The 20,876-nt window shown below is 56.2% G+C and carries 20 protein-coding genes; 7 read left to right on the top strand and 13 right to left on the bottom strand.

The features are described from left to right. The first annotated feature begins 233 nt into the window (after positions 1–233). The 4 genes from TH5_RS09965 to pssA all read left to right on the top strand — a co-directional run bounded on the left by TH5_RS09965 (position 234) and on the right by pssA (position 4,314). The gene (locus TH5_RS09965; protein WP_114121742.1) at positions 234–1,220 is read left to right on the top strand and encodes a hypothetical protein; all 987 of its coding nucleotides are present in this window, start codon (positions 234–236) and stop codon (positions 1,218–1,220) included. A 223-nt stretch (positions 1,221–1,443) separates the two neighbouring features. Beyond that, positions 1,444–2,601 (top strand): Ig-like domain-containing protein, encoded by a 1,158-nt coding sequence (locus tag TH5_RS09960; protein ID WP_114121741.1) that lies wholly within the window; start codon positions 1,444–1,446, stop codon positions 2,599–2,601. 157 nt (positions 2,602–2,758) lie between these two features. Then, positions 2,759–3,457: a phosphatidylserine decarboxylase gene (locus TH5_RS09955; RefSeq protein ID WP_114121831.1), complete on the top strand. Its 699-nt coding sequence runs from the start codon at positions 2,759–2,761 to the stop codon at positions 3,455–3,457. Further along, positions 3,457–4,314 (top strand): CDP-diacylglycerol--serine O-phosphatidyltransferase, encoded by an 858-nt coding sequence (pssA, locus tag TH5_RS09950; protein ID WP_062952820.1) that lies wholly within the window; start codon positions 3,457–3,459, stop codon positions 4,312–4,314. Before TH5_RS09955 ends, pssA begins: the two co-directional genes overlap by 1 nt. Before the next feature lie 67 nt (positions 4,315–4,381). On the opposite strand, the gene TH5_RS09945 is transcribed toward pssA, so the two are convergent. The 5 genes from TH5_RS09945 to TH5_RS09925 form a co-directional block, all read right to left on the bottom strand. Then, complete coding sequence (locus tag TH5_RS09945) at positions 4,382–5,254, bottom strand: hypothetical protein (RefSeq protein WP_114121740.1); 873 nt, start codon at positions 5,252–5,254, stop codon at positions 4,382–4,384. Between the two features lie 324 nt (positions 5,255–5,578). Then, positions 5,579–6,499, bottom strand: a complete 921-nt coding sequence (locus TH5_RS09940) for a TIGR02285 family protein (RefSeq protein WP_244204868.1) — start codon at positions 6,497–6,499, stop codon at positions 5,579–5,581. Between the two features lie 463 nt (positions 6,500–6,962). Then, entirely contained in the window at positions 6,963–10,163 is a 3,201-nt protein-coding gene (locus TH5_RS09935; RefSeq protein WP_114121738.1) for an efflux RND transporter permease subunit, read from the bottom strand. A gap of 30 nt (positions 10,164–10,193) precedes the next feature. Then, positions 10,194–11,366, bottom strand: coding sequence for an efflux RND transporter periplasmic adaptor subunit (locus TH5_RS09930; protein WP_114121737.1), 1,173 nt, complete (start codon positions 11,364–11,366; stop codon positions 10,194–10,196). A gap of 122 nt (positions 11,367–11,488) precedes the next feature. Continuing rightward, the gene (locus TH5_RS09925; protein WP_114121736.1) at positions 11,489–12,091 is read right to left on the bottom strand and encodes a PadR family transcriptional regulator; all 603 of its coding nucleotides are present in this window, start codon (positions 12,089–12,091) and stop codon (positions 11,489–11,491) included. A 365-nt stretch (positions 12,092–12,456) separates the two neighbouring features. Between TH5_RS09925 and TH5_RS09920 the strand changes: the two genes are divergently transcribed. Both TH5_RS09920 and TH5_RS09915 read left to right on the top strand, forming a co-directional pair. Beyond that, entirely contained in the window at positions 12,457–13,743 is a 1,287-nt protein-coding gene (locus tag TH5_RS09920; protein ID WP_114121735.1) for a helix-turn-helix domain-containing protein, read from the top strand. 39 nt (positions 13,744–13,782) lie between these two features. Next, complete coding sequence (locus tag TH5_RS09915) at positions 13,783–14,514, top strand: methyltransferase family protein (RefSeq protein WP_114121734.1); 732 nt, start codon at positions 13,783–13,785, stop codon at positions 14,512–14,514. Positions 14,515–14,682: 168 nt separating this feature from the next. On the opposite strand, the gene TH5_RS09910 is transcribed toward TH5_RS09915, so the two are convergent. The 8 genes from TH5_RS09910 to TH5_RS09875 all read right to left on the bottom strand — a co-directional run bounded on the left by TH5_RS09910 (position 14,683) and on the right by TH5_RS09875 (position 19,701). Next, positions 14,683–14,907 (bottom strand): hypothetical protein, encoded by a 225-nt coding sequence (locus tag TH5_RS09910; RefSeq protein ID WP_114121733.1) that lies wholly within the window; start codon positions 14,905–14,907, stop codon positions 14,683–14,685. Positions 14,908–14,911: 4 nt separating this feature from the next. Next, a complete protein-coding gene (locus tag TH5_RS09905; RefSeq protein ID WP_114121732.1) occupies positions 14,912–15,337 on the bottom strand; it encodes a hypothetical protein in 426 nt (141 codons plus the stop codon). A gap of 79 nt (positions 15,338–15,416) precedes the next feature. After that, positions 15,417–15,596, bottom strand: a complete 180-nt coding sequence (locus TH5_RS09900; protein WP_114121731.1) for a hypothetical protein — start codon at positions 15,594–15,596, stop codon at positions 15,417–15,419. 355 nt (positions 15,597–15,951) lie between these two features. Continuing rightward, on the bottom strand, positions 15,952–16,737 hold the full coding sequence (gene queE, locus TH5_RS09895) for a 7-carboxy-7-deazaguanine synthase QueE (protein ID WP_114121730.1): 786 nt from the start codon (positions 16,735–16,737) through the stop codon (positions 15,952–15,954). Continuing rightward, positions 16,734–17,093 (bottom strand): 6-carboxytetrahydropterin synthase QueD, encoded by a 360-nt coding sequence (gene queD, locus TH5_RS09890; RefSeq protein ID WP_244204867.1) that lies wholly within the window; start codon positions 17,091–17,093, stop codon positions 16,734–16,736. The genes queE and queD overlap by 4 nt, the downstream gene beginning before the upstream one ends. 134 nt (positions 17,094–17,227) lie before the next feature. Next, entirely contained in the window at positions 17,228–17,992 is a 765-nt protein-coding gene (gene queC, locus TH5_RS09885) for a 7-cyano-7-deazaguanine synthase QueC (RefSeq protein WP_114121729.1), read from the bottom strand. Positions 17,993–18,118: 126 nt separating this feature from the next. After that, the gene (locus tag TH5_RS09880) at positions 18,119–18,961 is read right to left on the bottom strand and encodes a class I SAM-dependent methyltransferase (protein WP_244204866.1); all 843 of its coding nucleotides are present in this window, start codon (positions 18,959–18,961) and stop codon (positions 18,119–18,121) included. 137 nt (positions 18,962–19,098) lie between these two features. Continuing rightward, a complete protein-coding gene (locus TH5_RS09875; protein ID WP_208638434.1) occupies positions 19,099–19,701 on the bottom strand; it encodes a superoxide dismutase family protein in 603 nt (200 codons plus the stop codon). Between the two features lie 345 nt (positions 19,702–20,046). Here TH5_RS09875 and TH5_RS09870 point away from each other — a divergent pair. Next, the coding region (locus tag TH5_RS09870) for a hypothetical protein (protein ID WP_147250089.1) at positions 20,047–20,876 on the top strand (830 nt) is incomplete at its 3' end.

Here is a 20,876-nt window from a genome sequence, read left to right as displayed (position 1 = left end):
AATAGTTTCCTTTGCGAAGATCCTGTGACAGCCAGTATTGATCGCATGTGAACCCTGCCGCATTTTTGCCTTGGCAATCGGCATGATCGGGCGCGATAAGCCGGGGCGAATTTTTCGCCGATGGTTAACAGGTTCTGAACCTGATTGTGGGATGGATATCAGCGCCTGCGCGCGCAATGCCGTTCCGCTCGCAGGTTTGAAAACGAAACAACAAGAAGGCAGGATCGCCCAACGTGTTTGTCGACAGTCCCTTTTGGCTCGCCATTCTGGTGTCCGGTGTTATCGCCACGGTTTTGATGCTCGCCCTTTGGCTGGGGCTTGAGCGGGCAATGGCCCGTCGCATGGTACTGGCTGCTGTCATCCCCGCGGTAGCGGTGGCTGTTCCGGCGGCCATCGGTTTGCCGGAAACCGCGCGTGGTGGTGTGGGGGCAGCACTTCTTATGCTGGTGCTAGGCGGGGTTTGTGGCGCGATCCTTGATTTTGCACATCTGCGGGCTCGGCCTTGTGCGATTGTTGCGGCCATTCTGATGTTGCTGGGCGGTTGGCTGGTTCTGGCGGCTCCGATTACCGGGCTTTTGTATCATCCGGGAGGGTTGGTGACGCTGGTATGGGGTGCCTATATCCTGATCGGGGCGTCCTTTCTGTGGGTCACACGCCCGAACTTTGACGAGGACGAAGACCCGGGCACGGCCAAGGGCAGGGGCAAAAAGAACGTCAAATCCGCAAAATCCGCCAAAACATCGACAAAATCCAATGTCACAAGCAACGAGGATGTCGCAAGACCGGCACCAGTTGCGACCTTTGTGGCGCTTGCGGTCGGGCAGGGGATTATCGCCGCCCAGTTCGGTCTGCGCGATCAGGTGGTTTTTCAGGCCGGTCTTTCGGTCGCCCTTTTGGTGGCGCTGATTTCCGAAAAGGCCGCCCCGCAATATCGGGCCGCGTTGTGGCTGGCGATCAGTACTGCACTGATGGCAAGTGCATCTGGCGTGATGCTGGCAGCACCAGCGTCGGCATTTGCGATGGCGGTTCTGGTTCTGGTGGTGTTTGCCGGATCAGGGGCTGCGCGAATTGTGGCGCTTTTGCCAGTCGATATCGGTGCGAATGCCGGGGCGGGCGGCGCGGTTCTGGCGATGCTGGTGCGGTTATCGGTTCTGGCACTACCGGTGCTTGTGGCGGCACTTGTGGCCTATATCGGGGCGACAATGCAGTCAATTCCTTAAGGAATGTGGGACAAGGCTTGACCAAAAGCGCTGATTCTATTCATCTTTGCCTAACTGTTGCACTGTAATCTCGGTTTGTTACGTTATGGAAACTGTGTGCCGAAAGTAGTACAAGTTTCGAACTAACGCGTCGGGTGGGGCGCTTGGGGGACTTAATGACTGCCAGTTACAAGATTTCGACGCCACCCGTAATAATCATAACCACCGTTCAAGGATATTACCGGTGAAAAGACCTTATATCCTCGTCATCATTGGCGTTTTGCTGATTGTTGCCGCGATCTCGTTGAATTACATGCTGACACAGTCGGTAGACGAAGCCGATACGCCGGCACGAACAACAGCACCGCCCGCAGTGACACCGGATGCCGGAAACACGCAGCAGGCCGCGCCGGAACAAACCGACGCCGCACCCGAAGTTCGCACGCCGAGCTTTGACGTTGTGCGCATCGGCCCGGATGGCAATGCCGTGATTGCTGGTCGCGCTGCCCCGAACAGCACCGTGCGCATCCGCGAGGGTGACGAAGTTATCGGGCAGGCAACCGCCGATGAACGCGGTGAATGGGTGGTTTTGCCCGAGAAACCTCTGGCAAGCGGTGATCGGGAACTGTCGCTTGAATCCGAAGACAGCACTGGTGAAATTTACAAAGGCGATGACAATGTTGTGGTCCTGATTCCTGAAAAACCGGCGTCGGGCGAAGCCGCAACGGCTGGCCAATCGCCGGATGATGCCGCAAAAGACGGCGATAGCGCCGAACAGCCGATCATTGCGATGCGGGTTCCCAAGGAAGGGGGGGCTGCCACCGTTCTGCAGGGACCGGCCCCCGAAGATATGAGCAAGGAAACCGCCCGCGAACTGGCCCAGGCCATGCCGCAGGGATCGGAAATGCCTGCTGCAACCGGGGAACAACCTGCCGCCGCCATGCCACGCCTGTCGATTGATGTTGTCGATTATGACGAAGAAGGTCGTGTTGCCATGTCTGGCAAGGCCGATGATGACACCAGCGTCCGTGTTTACCTTGATAACAAATTTGTCGGCAGTGCAACGACCGGGGAAGATGGCAACTGGGCTCTGACAATCGGTGAGCCGATCGAACCGGGCCAGTATCAGCTACGCGCCGATCAGCTTGATCCGTCTGACAAGGTAACCGCACGCGTCGAATTGCCGTTTGAACGTGCCCGTCCAGATCAGATTCTGGAACCGGGTTCGCGTTATGTTGTGCAGCCGGGCAACAGCCTGTGGCGGATTGCACGCCGAACCTATGGCGACGGCCTGCAATACTGGGTGATTTACAACCAGAATCGCAAACAGATCCGTGATCCGGACCTGATTTATCCGGGGCAGATTTTTGCGCTTCCGGAAAATGGGACGGCACAGCAGTAACTGCATTTCTTTTCCGGGGGCAAAACACGTGATAATGGTGTTTTGCCCCTTTTTATTTGCAGGTTGCGTTGCCCTTTGTCATCACTAGATGGTAGTAACGCGGCCGACCGGTAATCATTGCCGGAATTGTTATGCCCTTACCCATGGCAACCAGGGAATAAAGACTTTGAAATCCGTTCTTGTGCCGATCAATCCCGAAGGCTGGAAATTCGTGGCGATTTTCGCGGCGATCACCGTGGTTCTGTTTCTGATTGCCGAACCGCTGGGCTGGATCGGTGTGATCCTGACACTCTGGTGTGCCTATTTCTTCCGTGATCCGGACCGTATTACTCCGGTTGACGAGAATCTCGTCATTTCGCCGGCGGATGGCCGTGTTTGCATGATTTCCAAGGCACCACTGCCTAAGGAACTCGAACTGGACGATAAAACGCCGCGCACGCGTGTTTCGATCTTCATGAACGTGTTCAACGTTCATGTGAACCGTTGTCCGGTCAATGGCGAAATTATTGGCGAGGCCTATGTGCCCGGAAAATTCGTCAATGCGGAACTCGACAAGGCATCGGAAAACAACGAACGTCAGATTCTTCTGGTGCGTGACAAAGAAGGCCGCGAGTTTGGTGTTGTCCAGATTGCCGGTCTGGTTGCGCGTCGTATTCTTTGCGATGTCGGTCGTGGTTCGCAGTTGAAAGCTGGTGAACGTTTCGGTCTGATCCGCTTCGGATCGCGCGTTGACGTTTATCTGCCCGAAGGTGTCGAACCCAAAGTCATCGTTGGTCAGACCACGATTGCCGGTGAAACCGTCCTTGCCGATATTGCGGCCAAGGGGGCAGAAGCCGCAATCGGGGAGATCCGCTAATGGCAGGCGGCATCCGACAGAGCCGCCCCCGGCGGTTCAAGGCATTGTCACTAAGCCGTCTGGCGCCGAATGTGGCGACCCTGATGGGGATGTGTGCGGGTTTGACCTCGATCCGCTTTGCGATGCAGGATCGATGGGAAGCCGCGGTTGCCGCCATCCTGATCGCCGGGATCATTGATGGCCTTGATGGCCGTCTGGCGAGGATGCTGAACGCATCCAGCCGCTTTGGCGCGGAGCTTGACAGTCTCTCGGACTTTGTCTGCTTTGGTGTCGCGCCGGCGATGATGCTGTATTTCTGGTCGCTGCATGAATTCGGTCCGATTGGCTGGGCCTTGTCGCTGCTGTTTGCGGTGTGCATGGCCCTGCGTCTGGCGCGGTTCAATACCCAGATGCTGGGCGAGCCGGAATTGCCGACCTGGGCCTATCGTTTCTTTACCGGGGTTCCTGCCCCGGCAGCAGCCGCACTTGCGATGTGGCCGATTGTGCTGACTTTCCAGTTCGGGCGTGGCGTGTTTGACAGCCCCTATATCGTTGCACCTTATGGTGTGTTGATTGCTGGTCTGATGGTGTCGCGGATGCCGACCTATTCATTCAAGAAGGTCAAGGTCCCGCGCGCATGGGTTTTGCCGCTGATGCTGGCATTCGGGGCGTCTGTCGCGTTTCTGGTGTCCTCGCCGTGGCTGACGCTTTCGGTGATTGCTGCGGTCTATTTTGCGACCTTCCCGCTGTCATATCGTTCGTACCGCCGCATGGGGGTCGAACACCAGCAGGACGAAGTTCGCGCCGAGGAAGAAGATGATGACGGCGAACCCGATGACGATCCGGAAGAAGGGCTGAACCGGGTTCATCAGAACTGATCGTATCCGGCCGAAATTCTCAGACAGGCACCGTGTTTGGCGGTGCCTGTTTCATTTGGGGGCGATGTTATTGTCCGACCGGAAGGTCTCGTGACTGTTTGAATTCTCTCAGGGCATCAAGGAAACGGGCGCGGTCCTCGTGGCCAAGATAATCGATATAATATTCAAGCCACGGCATAACGGGATGGCTGGCAAGGATGGCGTTGATCTTGTTTACCGCCCCGATACCGTTTTCTGACCGACTGCAGGCCACGCTGATATTCATAAGGCGTGGTAGCCCCTGAATGGGCAACGACAATGTGTCGGATGCATCCTTGGCCTGACGGCGATGGAACTCGATTTCAACCGGATAGGCCAGCATCCAGTCAATGCGACCTATTTCCAGCATCATCGGAAAGCTCGACTGGTTATCAGTGCGCAAAACATTTGGCGCATTGATCGCAGCTGCCAGAATGCTGTCAACTTCGGGTCCATAAGACCGGGACTTTGCCAGCGCTGTATAACGTGATGTATCACCAAGCAGCGCGACCAGATCGATCATCCCGTTTTCCAGCATATATGGCCGGAAGGAGTGGCGGGCGCTGCCTAAAACGACAACCGAAAGCGGAAGCAACGGCGCGACGGTGCCACTTATGGCGAAATCCTGTGCGCGTTCCGGGGTATATTGGGTTCCGGGGATACAGATGGTTTTACCGTTTTCCGCAGCCGCGCGCATGGCATCATAGGCACTACGGCGCGGCAGGATTTGCACCAGATGGTTATATTCGGGCATGCGCGTGATAAACCAGTCCAGCATTTGCGCACCGTAGCCGTTCAACCGACCCTCGACCTTTATGAAGCCCGGTGTGATGGCGTCTACTGCCCAGACAATATCCGTTCTGGTTTCCGGTGTTGATGAAGTTACGGGACCAACACGCAGTGGCACGGGTTCCTGCGCCATTGCCGCAGGTATTTGCGAAGCCAGTATTGCCGAAATTCCGGCAATTATGAGGGACCTGAAATAGCGACGGCACATACCAATATACCCGTCGCCAAGATGCGCGGGTCCGTGTTTCTATCCATGCTTATCCAAAAGTGGTGGGTTGCTGGCATAGATCAATAGCCATGCAATAGAAAATCGTGTTGCAACCCGATTTAACTGCCGCGAAGGGGCTTACATTCTGGATATCAGAAAGCGGGTAGGCGTGGAAAACGGTCCCCGATATCCGGGCAAGGATAGTCACTTTAGGATAGGGGGTTGTCTGGTGAGACACGGAGACGCGATTTATTTTCTTGGCGTCAGAAGTGCTTCGAACTGCTTGGGATCAATATAATGGGCTCGCGCCGCGACAAACCATTCGCGATCCTGGGGGGAAAGCCATGCAGCATAAAAGTTGGTCCATGGCATGTCGGGATTGGTGGCGACAATCTGGTTGATCCGGGCAATCGCCTGTTGACCAGCCGGTGTTTTCGCACAGCCGATGGTCGCTTCAAGCAGGTTTGTGTTGCCACGGATCGGCAATGACTTGATCATCTGGTTTGGCGCGGTTTCCCGCCGGTAAAATTCCGCTTCGGACGGGAAATAGAATGTCCAGTCGATCCGGCCCAGTTCAAGAAGTTTCAAAAGCTTGCTGTCGTCGGCCACCGGCATGATCTGCGGGGCATTGCGATATCTTTCGACATAATTGTCAATCAGTGCCCCGTAAGATCGTCCGATCCGCAGGGCGGTGGTCATATCCCCGTTCGCCATCAATTTGCCAAGCTGGATATGACCTTCTTCGTCAAGGAAGGGTTTGAAATTTGCCTCGTCCTCTGCGCGGATGACGACCGAAATCGGCAGGTGCAGCAGAATGGTCTTGGCAAAGCTGATATATTCGCGTCGCTCGTCGGTCGGGATCAGGGTTGTACTGCACCGTATATGGCCGGGATGGTCATCGGCAGCCCCGTTGCGCATTTCCGCCAGAAGCCGCGCCAGAGGAACTTCCATGATTTCGTGCTGATAATCGTCCAGCCGCGCGGCAAACCAGTTCTGAGTATCTGAGGCATAGCCGGTAAGTTTACCATCTTCGGAAATGAAGGCCGGTGCGAAAGGTGGGACCGCCCAGGTCAGGGTGCCCGGGGCATCAGCGTTGGCGACCACTGCCATGAAGGGCAGGGCAACAAGTCCGATCAGACCGGATACGGCGCGATATTTGCGCCAACGCATCATCCGCAATCCCATGTTCTGTTCCCGAATTTACAAGGATCGTTATTGTTTTGTGATCAGGATAGCGCCGAATTCATTAGTAAATTATGTAGGCCCCGCTATCCAAAAGAAGGTTTTCCCCTATCACTAGGTTTGGTCTTGAAACCGCAATTGCACTGCCTCATGTGCGATAAAGCCATTAGACTTTCGTCAAGAATCGCGACGGAATTACCATTTTGTGATCGGAATTTTCTTCGCGATGAGCCGGCAATGACATTGGACAGACGCCCGTTATGGCTTCGGACCATTCTATCCGTTTTGGCCGTTCGCCAGACGGAGCGATGGCAGGACAAATTGTTCCGTCTAATTCTTTCCCCAAGAAGAAGACCGGCCCCCGATGCGTAGCAGGGGGCCGGTCAAACCGCGCGGCGGGGTCGGGGGGAATGTCGCGCGGTTTTTCTGTTATGTCAGATGTCGCCGGGTTTTATACACCGTGATCGGCCGATTGGGGTGTACCACCCCGGCCAAATTTTTCTGTCATACGTGTTTTCAGTTTCCGCCAGCCGATGCCCGCTTTGTGACGCATCATCAGCGCGCAGGGGGTAAAGACCAGGGTCAGTACGGTGGCAAATGCCAGACCAAACGCGATGGATGTCGAAAGCTGCACCCACCACTGGGTAGAAGGTGCTCCGATCGACATCGAACGTTCGGCAAAATCGATATTGATCTGCAGCACCATCGGTACCAGACCAAGGATCGTGGTAACAGTGGTCAACATCACAGGACGCAAACGCTGTGCCCCGGTTTGCAGGATCGCGGTTTCGATACTGTCGGCACTGTGTTTGAGCCGGTCAAACGTATCAATCAGAACGATGTTGTTGTTCACCACAATCCCGGCTAGTGCCACGACCCCGATCCCGTTCATGACGATTGAAAACGCCTGCCCGGTGATCATCAGACCAAGGAACACACCGGCCGTTGACATGACGATCGCGATCATGATCAGAAGCGAACTGGATATGCTATTGAACTGGGTCACCAGAATGACGAACATGATGAACAGGGCGACCGAAAAAGCGTTTTTCAGGAAGTCTGCGGATTTTTGCTGTTCCTCGTCCTGACCCTTGAATTCGACTGAAACCCGTGGATCGATATCAAGGGTTTTCATCCATTCCTTGACCTCCTGGACCTTGGTGTCGACCAGAATGCCTTCGGCAACGTCGGCCTTCACCGTCAGGGCACGGCGGCTGTCAACACGTGACAATGTGCCGGTTTTGGGTTTTGCCGTGCGTTTGACGAAATTCGCCAGTGGTACCAGACCCTTGTCGGTCACGATCTGAAGACTTTGCAGTTCTTCAAGCGATCTGTGTTCAGCCGGATAACGCCCGACAATGTCAATTTCCTCGGTCGAATCATCCGGACGATACGTCGAAAAATTGATCCCGTTGGTTACCAGTTTGATCACATTGCCGATCTGGGTGATATCCGCCCCAAATTTCAAGGCCTGCGCACGGTCGACAGTATATTCCCAGTCAATGCCCGGGGGCGATTTGCCGTCTTCGAAATTGTAAAGACCGCCCATTTCCTGCAATCCGGTCATCAGCATGGTTGCAGTTTCATCCAGCGCGTCGGGATAAAGCGAACGCAACTGAATCTGGACATCCTTGCCTTGTGGTGGGCCTGCTTCGGCGGCGCGAATTTCGATCTGTAATCCGGCCAGATCGGCCGTTTCTTCAAGGATGCGATGTTCGATCTCGGTCGCTTTCGGACGCGATTGCCAATCGGCATATTCAAGCTGGATTACACCGATCACGTCTTCGGGAGTGTCGTTGCCACCACTGCTTGCACTACGGCCCGAGCGGGCATAAACCGTATCAAACCAGTGTTCGCCTTCATGCCTTGCATCAAGACCCAGAATGCGGTCCTCGACTTCTTTGAGCAACGCATCCTGTTCATAGTAGGACATATTGCCGCGCGCACGTACCTGAACGGCGGCGACTTCGGGCTCGACTGCGGGGAAAAACTCTACCCCGCGACCAAATACGCCAAATGCCGCCCATACGCCGATCAGGATGACAAACGCCATCGGCACAACCAGCCAATGGAACCGCAATGAACCTTTAAGCAGCCGTACATAAAAACCCGTGCCGCCCTTAAGATCGTGCAAACGATCCATCCGGCCTGCCGCAACCGCGTCCAGTGCCTCGCTTGATGCCGAACCGGGCTTGCCAAACCATGCACCCACCGTTGGCACAAAGATCAGGGCCATGACCAGTGATGCTGACAGGGTAAACAGAACCGTGATCGGCAGGAATTTCATGAATTCGCCGACAATATCGGGCCAGAATGCCAGCGGCAGGAAGGCCGCCAGGGTCGTTGCCGTCGATGCAATGATAGGCATCGCCATGCGTTTGGCCGCCAACGGATAGGCCTGCTTGCGCGGTAATCCGTCCAGCATTTTGCGATCAGCATATTCGGTTACAACAATTGCACCATCCACTAGCATCCCGACCGCAAGGATCAGACTGAACAGAACGACGATATTGACCGTCATGCCCAGCGCCCAAAGGATCAGGATTGCCGTCAGGAACGACCCTGGAATGGCAAGCCCAACCAGAAGCCCCGATCGCCAGCCCAGCGACCAGATCACAACCACCATCACCAGCAGGATCGCAAGGATCACACTGTTCTGAAGGTCGGTCAGCATGGTGCGGATATCTGATGATTTATCCTGCGAATAGCTGACGGTGACATTGGGCGGGAAGGATTGGGCGGCCTCGGCTGTGACCGACTTGATGTTGTCGATCACATCAATGATGTTTTCGCCAACACGTTTGGAAACCTCGATCGCGATGGCCGATTGTCCGTTCAGTCGCGCAAAGCTCTCGGCATCCTTGAAGGTCCTGCGGACTTCGCCGATATCTCGGAACCGGATGACGGAATCCCCGTCGACGACCAGCGGCATATCAAGGATATCATTGACCGTTTCAAACAGGCCCGGAACCTTGATGTTGAAACGGCCCGATCCGGTATCGATGGCACCGGCCGCCACAAGCGCGTTTGAATTGCGGACCAGCGATACGATATCGACACCGTTCAGGCGATAGGCCTCGACCTTCATCGGGTCGATCACAAATTCGACCAGTTCCTCGCGGTCGCCGGCAAGATTGGCTTCAAGGACCGCAGGGATGCCTTCGATGTCATCTTTCAGATCGCGCGCCAGACGCAACAGGGTACGTTCGGGTACTTCACCGGCAAGGGTCACGACCAGAACCGGGAACAGCGACAGGTTAACCTCGTGAACTTCGGGGTCGTCGGTTTCGTCGGGCAGTTCGGATTTGGCAATGTCGACGCGTTCACGCACATCGGCAAGCGCGTCGTCGATATCGACATCTGAGTAGAATTCAAGCGTGACCGATGCGCCATCCTGATAGGATTGCGACGTCATTTCCTTCACACCCTCGATGGTGCGAAGTTCCTGTTCCATCGGACGCAGCAAAAGCCGTTCGGCATCTTCGGGCGAAATACCGTCATGATGCATCGACACATAAAGGACCGGAATCTGGACATCCGGGTCGGCTTCTTTGGGGATCGCGTTGTACCCCACCCAACCGGTCACCAAAAGCAGGATCAGGGTCAGGATAACGGTGCGCGAACGGTCAAGCGCAATATCAATGAGGGACATTCTTCTGTCTCCGGTTCCTCAATGCCACGCTTATCGCGCGACCGTTTCCTTGGGGGCTGCAGCCATGTCCTGCGCCCCTTCGGACGCATTGTCTGCCTCAAGGCGACTGACATCGACAGTCGCACCTTCCTTGACCCAGTCATGGCCGACCACGATCAGGTCGATCTTGTCGGGCAATCCGCCGATCCAGATACCGTCACGGTTGCCGCCCTGAAGCTGCACCGGATAAAACGCAACCTTGTCCTCATCGACGATTCCGCGCACCCCGACTTGTCCTTCGTCATTGAGCGTCAAAACCGACGAGGCAACACGGTGTGCCATCTTGGTGCCAATCGGGATTTGCAATTCCGATGTCATGCCGTCAGGGATGCTCAGATCGGTGTTATCGATTTCGACCTCGACCCGATAGGTCCGGGTCGAATTGTCTGAAACGCGCGATACATACCGCACAACGCCATCCGCCTCACGCCCATCAAACAGCGTGATATGTGCCAGCTGTCCGTGCTGGATATCGCCAATCGAATGTTCGGGAACATGGGCAACTACCAGCATCGGATCGGCCTGGATCAGGGTCGCGACCGGATCGCCAATCGACAGAAGGTCACCGATTTCCGCCGGGCGGTCTTCAACGACACCGTCAAACGGGGCATGGATTTCGGTATGGGTCAGTTCGATCTGCGCCAGTTTCAGATCCGCGCGCGCTTCTTCCAGAAGCGCCTTTGTTTCAGCAACACCGGTTTTCGAACGGTAATTCTTTTCTGCAAGGCTTTTGGCAGCACTGTTTTCAAGTTCGCGCTGGGCCACAAGGGCACGCGCCTTTTCAACACGAGCCAAACGATCTTCAACCGCCAGCTTGACCAAAAGATCACCCTTTTTTACGCGCTGACCCTTGATCGCGCCGATTTCTTCGACCATGGCATCGATCTGGGCACGAATTTCAACGGAGACCACGGCTTCGGTGCGTCCCGAAATACGCAGCATATCGACATGTTCGACAGCTTCGCTGGTTCTGACGCGAACAGCGGCACGTGGGGCGTGCCCGACTGATGGTGATTCCGTCGGAACCGGGGCAGCATTTTCGTCCATGCCGGATGCGGATGTTTCCGCCGTCTCGGCCGGTTCATCCCCGGCCAGTAATCCCGATCCAACCCAAAGTACGGCCCCAAGGGCAAGTACGATGGCGACAAGGCGTGAAGCATTCATGGTTCAATTCCCTCAGATATGCCCAAACGGAATGCGTGTGGCACTTGATACGGTGGCGCGTTCAGGGTGACCTTGCGGTTCTTGTTGTTCTTTCTGGTATTGTTTTTATTCTTATCGGCAGGTCAGGCTTTCTTGTCTTTGCGAGTTCGCAATTCCTCGATCAGTCCTGCCTTGTTCTGGCGGATGAAGTTAAGGGTCGCTTCGCACATCGCCTGTCCAAGTCCGGCGACAAAGAGGCACCCGGGGGTCGGTTGGCCGTCTTCATCGCGACCATGGGCAAGCGGACATTCATCCTTTTGCGGATTGTCCGGATCAATATCGATTTTCATCATTTCGTGGCGGGCAGCAAATTCATCTATCAATGCCTCGGTCAGCTCGATCGGCAATTCCTCGGCAAAGGTCAGCATGAAAAGGATGTCGGACCGGTAGCGATCCTCGCCCGGACGGGTCTGCAAAAGTGTCCGCAGGAATGTCCTACGGCCTTCACTGGTCAGCTGGTAAACCTTTTTGTCGGGACGATTTTCCTGTTCGCGTTCGACAAAGGTTACCATCCCGTCCTGCGTCAGCTTGGTCAGTGCCGGATAAATCGAACCAAGAGACGCGATCTGGAAATGGCTGAAGGTGCCATCTTCAAACATTTTGCGAATCTCGTATCCGGTTGCTTCACCACCCATCAGGGCGCCAAGGCACAAAGTGCGTACATCCATATTCTGTTCGGTATCCATCCTGTTATGCGTCTCGATCCGATCATCATTCCCAAGGGAAAGGTGTCGGAATGACTATATCAGTTCGATATATGTCGATTCTTAGTATATCGAACTGATATAGTCAATTTAATGTGCCTTATAGTTTCATGACGATTGACGCAGGTGGTTTGTTACAAAACTGACGAATGTTTATCATCCGTTTCAGGGCAGCCATGCAGGTCGAAGATGCAAGTTGTCTGATTTCGCCTGTTTGGGCGTCCGGCTGTGCATTGTCGGACGCCGATTGTGTTTGTTTGTGCATATTGAAACGATATAGGACGATAATTCTTCATCCCGGCAAGGGGGCAATGCCGGGCTCCGATCAAACGGGATAAGACAGGTTCATGAACGATATATATGACTATGTTGATCTGATTGTGGCCGTCGCTGGCATCGCGCAGGCGGCATTCCTTTGTCTGCTGCTTCGGTCGGAAGGCGCGCGTGCATTGCGCGCCAATCGCTGGATGATGCTTTTTCTGGCTGCCGTGGCGTTCAATCTGTTCGAAGATGTCGCCGAGGTCTTCTTTTCCCCGCAGAGCTATCAGGTTGTCGAAATGATATTCATTCCGGCCAATTTCCTGATTGCCCCGGCTATTTATCTTTACTTCCGCGAAGTTTCGGGTGTGCCGTCGCGTCAGCCTTGGGTGCATTTTGTGCTGGCTGGTGTGATCCTGAATCTCATGGCATGGTCGATCACCAATGGCATGCCCATTTCTGATGATTTTCAACATAGTTTTACTGTTCCTGCCGCCATCAGCAGTTTTTGCTGGTTTGCGATTTTCGCGCAGGCGGGAATTTATGTTTTGCTGATCTGGAAGGTGGCACATCGATATTTCCGTCAGGCACAGGAACAGCTCGGCGCGGATCGCAACGCGATGTGCCGCTGGATGGGCGTCATTCTTGGTGGCGTCAGCCTGATCTTCCTGACAGCCCTGATCGGTAAGATTGCGGCATTTTTCTTTGTTGAAGACCTAGCGATGTCGGGAACCGGGGTGGCATTTTTGGTGCTGCTGTTCGCGCTTAGTTATGAAATCGCGACCCAGCCGGTTTTGTTTGTCATGCCTGATTGGCCGGGCGAGGGCGAGGTAGATGAAGAAGACCTGACCCAGCCAGTACAAGGTTCCGAAAACAGCACTGTTTCGGCGGTGGTTTCTGCTGCGCCTTCTCTAACGGGTTCCGACGTGGAGCCGATCACGCGGCCGTTGCTTGACGAAGATGGTGTGGCATTGGCGCGCAGGCGGCTTGATGATATTCGCAAGCGCGGTGATCTGCTGCTGGACCCGCTGGTTTCCCTGCCAAAGCTTGCCCGTGCTGTCGGGGTTTCGCCCAATCAGTTATCCTATGTTCTGAATCACCATGTCGGGCAGAATTTCTTCGACTATGTCAATGGGGCGAGGATCGAAGAGGCCCGGGCGGTGCTGCTGGCCGAGCCGGACCGGACGATCCTTGATGTGGCGCTAAGTGTCGGGTTCAATTCGAAATCGACCTTTAATCTGGCGTTCAAAAAGCTGACCGGGGATACGCCAAGTGCGGTGCGGGCAAACGCACGGCTGGCCGCAGAAACCCAAGCGTCCGGAGTGACACCGGACGGGCCGGATGGGCAGGGCCGGACGCCGGACGTGGCGCAATAGGGCAGGGTTGGCAGGATTTCAAAACAGGAACCTGCCTACATGATCCGCCCAAAAAACCATTTCAAGCCCAGCCAAAATACCAATAGCAAACCAAGCGAAAATAATGACCGAAACACGGTTGTCCGAACCGGCACCGTCATAAACGCCACCGGCGGCTATGACGATGGCCTTCGGAATGTGCAGCGTATCCGCAAGCGGACCTTTCGGATCGGCGGTCTGATGATGCTGATTTTGGTGATGCTCGCGCAGGCAAGCTGGCAACGCACGACAAACATCCATGATGTGATCGAGGCGACCGGGATTATCGCCATCATGATCTGCATCATCGGGCGGGGCTGGTGTGCGCTTTATATCGGCGGGCGCAAAAAGACCGAACTTGTGATGACGGGCCCTTATTCACTGTGCCGCAATCCGCTTTATCTGTTTTCGATCATAGGTGCATTCGGCGCGGGGGCGCAAAGCGGCAGCCTTGTGATTGCCGGACTGTTTGCCATTGTCTGCTGGATTGTCCTGCGCGAGGTGACCCTGCGCGAGGAGGCGGTGTTAAAGCAGAGCTTCGGCCCCCGCTATTACCGTTACCTGATTACGGTGCCGCGGTTTCGCCCGGCAACGTTTCGCTGGTGCGATGAAAATCCGTTGCTTTGCCAGCCGCCGTTATTTCTGCGCACCATTCGCGATGGCTGCTGGTTCCTGATCGCCGGGCCGGTGTTGGAGGGGGTGAAAATCCTGCAGGAACAGGGCTTGATCACGCCGCTGGTGTATTTGCCCTAAGCTTATGCGTGGCCAAGCGTGATCCAGAATACAAACACGGTCGCAACCAGAAGCGACAGGGCATTGGCGGTGATCTTGAAAAATTCGGTCATATCTATGGTCATGCGGGTTCCTTGGCGATGTGAAAAATATCAATTTCATGAATGGGATGAGGCGCGATCAAAGGGGCTATCGCGGGTTGGTCGGGGTGAAGCGGGCCTGATAAAGCTCGTTCCCGAGATCATCAAAAATCGCAAAGGCATCAGGTTTTTGCGGCATGCCAGCCCCTTTCAAAAGGTCTTCGGCTTGTGCAATCGCCGCTTCGATATCGGGTGTGACGCAATCAATCCGGTTTAAGCGCGCACGGGCGTCAGAGCCGTCATGCACACGAAAAAACTCGATCCTGATCTGCATGATTTCAAGGCGTCCTTTGATCGGGCTGGGAAAGGCGGAAGGCCCGGCCAGGCTCGGTCGTGTGGCTTGGGCTGTCGTCGTCCCCTGCATTCCCTGGACCCTCTCCATCATCCTGCCCCGCATCGTTGCCGGTTTCGCCAATCATCCGGGCGCGTTCTTCCTCGCGCAGGGGATCGGAATCGAGAACCAGGGCACTATCAAGAATGACGGGATCAAGAACCAGCACGCGTTCCGAGGTCGTTTTGTCATCGCGTGACCAGATATGCAGGTTGCTCTTGACCTTTTTATAACTGCGCGTGGCAGCCATCAGATCAAGTTCCTCAAGGGTCTCGACCTCGTAAGTACCAGGCTGAAACAGCTCGTCATATCCTTCCAGCCGGAATGGATGGAAAAACGTGACGGTCCGATGCGTGGTGCGGGTGATGGTCATGATCCAAGCTCCTTGCGCCTGTGACACAGGAACCAAAACCGGCGGAGGGGGCAATCCCCCCGCCTGTTTGTGAAACCGGCTATTGCGGTGGCACGGATGTCGCGGCTGAATTCTCTGCCTGTTTGACGGTTGGCGGACCTTCAAGCGGCGAATGTTCCGGCTGGGCCTCCGGGATATCGACCGGGCGGCCTTCCAGCGGTTCTGCGGGTTTTTGCTTCCCGGACTTCACATGATTCAGTGAAAAGCTGCGAAAAGACATTTTGTCCTGCTTTCTGTTCGGGAGGGCAAAATAGACCTCCCCTCTAGAAATGGTCAGAACGCTGCGCAAAAGCAAACCGGGGGCGGCAGCGAAACCCGGCGAAGTCGGGTAATCAACTGATATTGCTTGCCATTTGCCACGGGATTTATTTCAATTTATGGTTTATTTTCCAGAAATTACTGCTCGTATAACGAATGTTGTGCGGCGGGTTCGGTGTTGGTGGGGAGAGCTTGGCACCATGGACTCCCGCCTTTGCGGGAGGGACGGTATGAGGACGGAAGTAATCGGAAAGGGTGTGCGGTGGCTGCTGCGGGGGCGGAGCCTTCGCCACATCGCATAACGCGACCGCCGAAAATCACACCCCGCGCAGGTTGCCCCAGACATGGACGTGCCATTGCGGCAAAACCCGCATATCGAACCAGCCGCGTTTGGCGACCTGATCCACCAGCCAGCGATAGCGTTCGGTCAGGCCATCAATATCAACGCCATTTGCGCCGTCCGGGTGCGGTTCGGCGGGGGTGGTGTTGACCGGTTGCAGGCAGACCGGGATATCGGGGTGCTGTTTGCGGACATGGTCGGCAAACATCAGATCGGCATCATCGCGGACCGGGAATTTAAGCGTGATCGCCGGGCCGTCAAGCACGCCATTGGCGCGTGCCGCCTCAATGCAGGCCGCAAGGGCGTCGGGGTTAAAATCGGTGCTGCTGCTTGGCGGTTTGGGGCTTAGCGTCAGGTAATCAAGATCGGCAAACCAGTCACGTGCGATGCTGCCCTGGGTTTCGATGGCAAAGGTAAAACCATCGCGTTTGCCAAGCGCAATCAGGCCGCCTAGGGGCTGGATCGCCGGGTTGCCCCCCGAAAGGGTCACAAGGATCGGCTTGCCGCCCGAAAGGGCACGGACGCGGGCCATGACCTCGGCCGCCGTATGCGGTTTCCAGTCGGCGCGAAAGGCCGGATCGACGGCATAAAGCGTATCGCACCATGAACAGCGAAAATCACAGCCGCCGGTGCGGACAAACACCGTCGGCATGCCGATCAGTGCCCCTTCGCCCTGCACTGTCGGGCCGAAAATTTCCGATATGCGGATTTTATCCGTCACAAGCTCTGGTTCAAGCACTGGCGCAAGTTCCGTCCCGCTCATGGCCGGTATTCCGCCCATGTTTTCGGGGTTTCGGAAACCCGCACCGCGCTGACTTCGGGCCAGCGGTCATGCGCCCATTCGTAAAAGAACAGGGCAAGCCGTTCGGCGGTGGCGTGATCGTGGCCAAGGACCTCGTTCAGATGGCGGTGATCAAATTCGTCGTCGATCATTTTCTTGAGCGGGCCCAGTTCGCTGTAATCGCGGACAAAGCCACGTGCATCAAGGCTGTCACCGCGAAGCTCGACCTCGACAATGTAATTATGCCCGTGCAGGCGTGCGCACGGGTGGTCGGCATCAAGCCCGGCCAACTGGTGGCTGGCGGAAAAGGCGAATTGTTTGGTGATAGTAAACATCATGATGGCTTTCGATACGGCGCGCCCGTGCCCGCGATATGGCGGAGGGCTTGCGACCGGTTTGGTCTTATCTGGTTAAGGCGGTTACGTGTGGCGATACGGGCGATGGGGATGTTCCCCGTGCCCGGTTCTGCGGCTTAGTCCCCGGAAGTCGTATGGGCTCCCGCCTGTGCGGGAGGGATGGGGGAAGCCCCAAGGCTGCGCGCCATATGCTCCGCCCTTGCCTGTTTCCAGTAGTCGCGATCCACATAAACCGTTGGATCGGGCACACGGGCAAGTTCAAGCGCCTCGCGCCGCTCGACACAGGTGCCGCATCGCCCGCAATGGGTTTCACCACCCTTGTAACAGGACCATGTGCGATCAATCGGAACGCCAAGACGCCCGGCCTCTGCGGCGATATCCGCCTTCGACCCGTGAAGAAACGGCGTATAAAGCGACACATCGCGCACACCTTCAAGGGCGTGGTTCTGCATGGTCTGGAACGATTTGATGAAATCGGGACGGCAATCGGGATAGATGAAATGATCCCCGCCATGAACGGCGGCCGCCACCGCATCCGCCCTGGCCGATGCCGCAGCCCCGAACGCAACCGCAAGCATGATGGCATTGCGGTTGGGGACCACGGTGATGCGCATGGTTTCCTCGGCATAATGGCCGTCGGGCACATCGATATCATCAGATGTCAATGACGACCCGGTCAGGAGTGCACCAACCGGCGTCAGATCTACAATGTGATGTTTGACGCCAAGATCGCGTGCGGCACGCGCGGCGTAATCAAGTTCCTTTTTATGGCGCTGGCCATAATCGAACGAAATCAGGGAATGCAGTTTATGCTCGGCCGCGACCTTATAGGCCAGCGTGACGGAATCCAGCCCGCCAGAGCAGACGACAATCGTCTTCATATGTCATGTCTTTCGTGTTTTTAACCTGGTGCTACGACAGGGGAAGGAAACATCCCTTCCAAGGCGCGCGGTTTGACACGAAGGATCACGGAAATCAAGGGAAAAACGCTGCTTTTGCGCAGGGGTTTATCCCTTTGCCCCGGCAAGTACATGAAAACAAATCGGAACCTGAAAATGCCCGTCCGTCAAATAAGGACGGAGCGCTTCGAACATCGCGGCATCAATCGCCCCGCGTTCCGCATCCGTGGCGGCGCGCAATTGCGGCCCAAACAGCATTTCCATCTGCGGCTTCCAGAATGCCGCGCGTTCCGGGATGCGCCCGGCGGGATTATGGGTGGTGATTGTAACATCGCCAAACCCAGCGCGAACCACGCGCGAAGTCGCCAACGTGGGATCAGCAAAACCAAACAGGTCAAGCCCGGCATCGGCAAAGCCGGTGCCAAGGATATTGCCCAGAATCCCATCCATGGCGGCAAATAACGGATTATCGACTATCGGTGCCCATAACATAAAAGCTGCCCGGCCACCGGTACTCAACACCCGGTTGGCATCGCGAAGCGCGGCATCGGGATCATTGCAGAACATCACGCCAAACCGGCACGAAATCCCATCCATCGTGCCCGCGCCAAAGGGCAACTTTTCCATATCGGCGGCAACCACCGACAGATTGCCAATCCCCTCCGCCACGGCGCGTTCCACCAATCCGGCACACATGCCCGGCACGATGTCGGAGGCGATCACATAGCCGCGCAGGGCGGGATCATCTTCGCTAGCCAGGATCCTCGCAATCCCGAAGGCCGGTTCCCCAACCCCGGACGCCAGATCAAGCACAACCAAGTCTTTCCCGCCGGCGGCCTGCGCCAAAGCTGGCAGATCGAGTGCTTCGACCAGATGTCGATTGATCTTTTGTGCCGCGGGGGCGAGTTGATCTGCCCAATTCAGCCAGTCTGGGGAGAGGTGGTGCCACACGTTAAAAATGCTCTTCAAAATTAAGGAGATGAAACTATTGGATATAAACCTAGATCGTTGCAAGGTTTCTTGGATTTGCTGGGAGATAGTTTCTTTTGAAAAGCGGAGCAGCGCTTGAGTGGCGTACGATTTTTCTTCTATTTAATCACCGCACAAGCAATCCGGTCCCCGGCATCGCCTGAGGGTTGGGATTTATAGTCGTCCGCCCCGGCATGGATGATGACGGCCTTGCCGTGGATGTCGGTTTCGCCGCTGCCGTCAAAGCGTACGGCGTTATTGAGAATCTGGGCGTAAAGTTCGCCCTTGTCATTGACATACTGGTTCATCATGTCGCCCGCATGCGGGCCGTCGGCAAATTCATGGCCGTGGGATTTGTTCATCGGGTTGAAATGGCCGCCGGCGGATTTAAAGCCGCCCTGTGCATCGCATTCGCCATTTTCATGGATATGAAACGCCACCCACTGACCGGGCGGAAGGTCGCGAAGCGCGATCTTCAGGATCGCGGCATCCGGCACGCCATTGACCGTCAGCGTTCCGATTTCCGCACCGCTTGTATTGATAAAGTTTGATTGGGCTTCCTCGCCCGCCCTGGCATGGCCGGGCATAAGCGCCATCGCCGCACCAAGGGCAAGCAGGGCCGCCGTGGCGGCCAGCGCCATGCGGCGAGTGTCGTAGGCATTATTGGTGGGGATGGCGGCAATACGTGATTTGGGGCGGCAGATGTTTTCGCGATGGAACATGGGAAATCCTCTGCTGTTGCGGGCGGATCGGTTGGCGGAATGGTGCCGGTTGGGGCCGTTTTTTGAAAACCTGTCTTTGTAAAAGCGGCGGGGCTGGCTTTTGTTCCGTAAATCTTTGACCTGTTGGTTGAATTGCGGTCGGAGTATTGGCGGGGTTTGAGGCTATTTTGTGGGGAGCGATGGGTTCTGGACTTTGCGGGCGTGCCGGGGCGGGATTAATGGGGGCGACGGGAAGCGCATGAGGGAGAGGCCGCTTTCACAAGGACGGGTCTGGGGGCGTCAGGTTTGACGCGGCGCGTGGCGCCGTGATCACGGCATAACCGGACGGAGTGCAAGGCGCAGACCATGGCAGAGGAGAATGACCGGCAATCTTCGGGGGCTGCGGCACGGCCGGGGTCATCTGGCGCTTCTGGTGCATCCGGTGGCAGATCGGGCGCAAAAGGATTGGGCGATTTGATCTGGCGCGTGCTGTTTGGCCGGGTTTTATATGTTCGCGGGGCGGCGATTTTGGGCTCTGTCATGCTGACCGGGTTGGTGGTGGTTTTGTATGTCGGGTTTGTCGTGACCCTGTTTGCCGGATTTACCGCCGATATCCAGCGCGAGCTTTTAAGCCGTGAACTCGAGCTCAGTTCTCCCGGCGATCTGGAGCGACTGGTGTTTCAGGGCTATCACGAGGCACAGCTTAAGGGGGACATCCATGCCATGCGCACCGAAATCAGGATGCTTGATGCCGCTTCGCTGAACGCGGCCCGGCACGGATTGGCCTTGCGGCAGGATGCGATTGCGGCGTGGCGGGCGGCGTTTGATCTTTATGCCGGGCTGGGGGCGGTGATGGCAGCGCAGCCAGGCCGGTTTGACCCGGAATTTCGTACCGATTACCTTGCCGCCCTTAATCAGGCCTTTGCCTTTCTGGCGCAAAGCGATTTCAGTGCCGAGGCAGGGCGACCCTCGCCCGACACGGCGCGTACCGACGAGGGCAAGGAAGTGATCACCAATCTTGACACGGCCCTGTCGCATATGAAGCTTGCGCCCGGCGTGAGCGAAGCCTTTGCAACCGAGATCCAAAGCCGGATTGATGCGATCCGCAATGCGGTAATGAGCTTTGGAGAGAAGGCGGCGCGCGCCCAGGTGGCCTGGGCCAATATCACCGCCGAACAGGCGCAGGCCGACCGGCT

The organism is Thalassospira xianhensis MCCC 1A02616, from assembly GCF_003326475.1.
In the GTDB taxonomy this organism is placed as follows: Bacteria; Pseudomonadota; Alphaproteobacteria; order Rhodospirillales; family Thalassospiraceae; genus Thalassospira; species Thalassospira xianhensis.
Note: the sequence above shows the minus strand (reverse complement) of the source record. Positions and strands in the feature narration are given on the sequence as shown.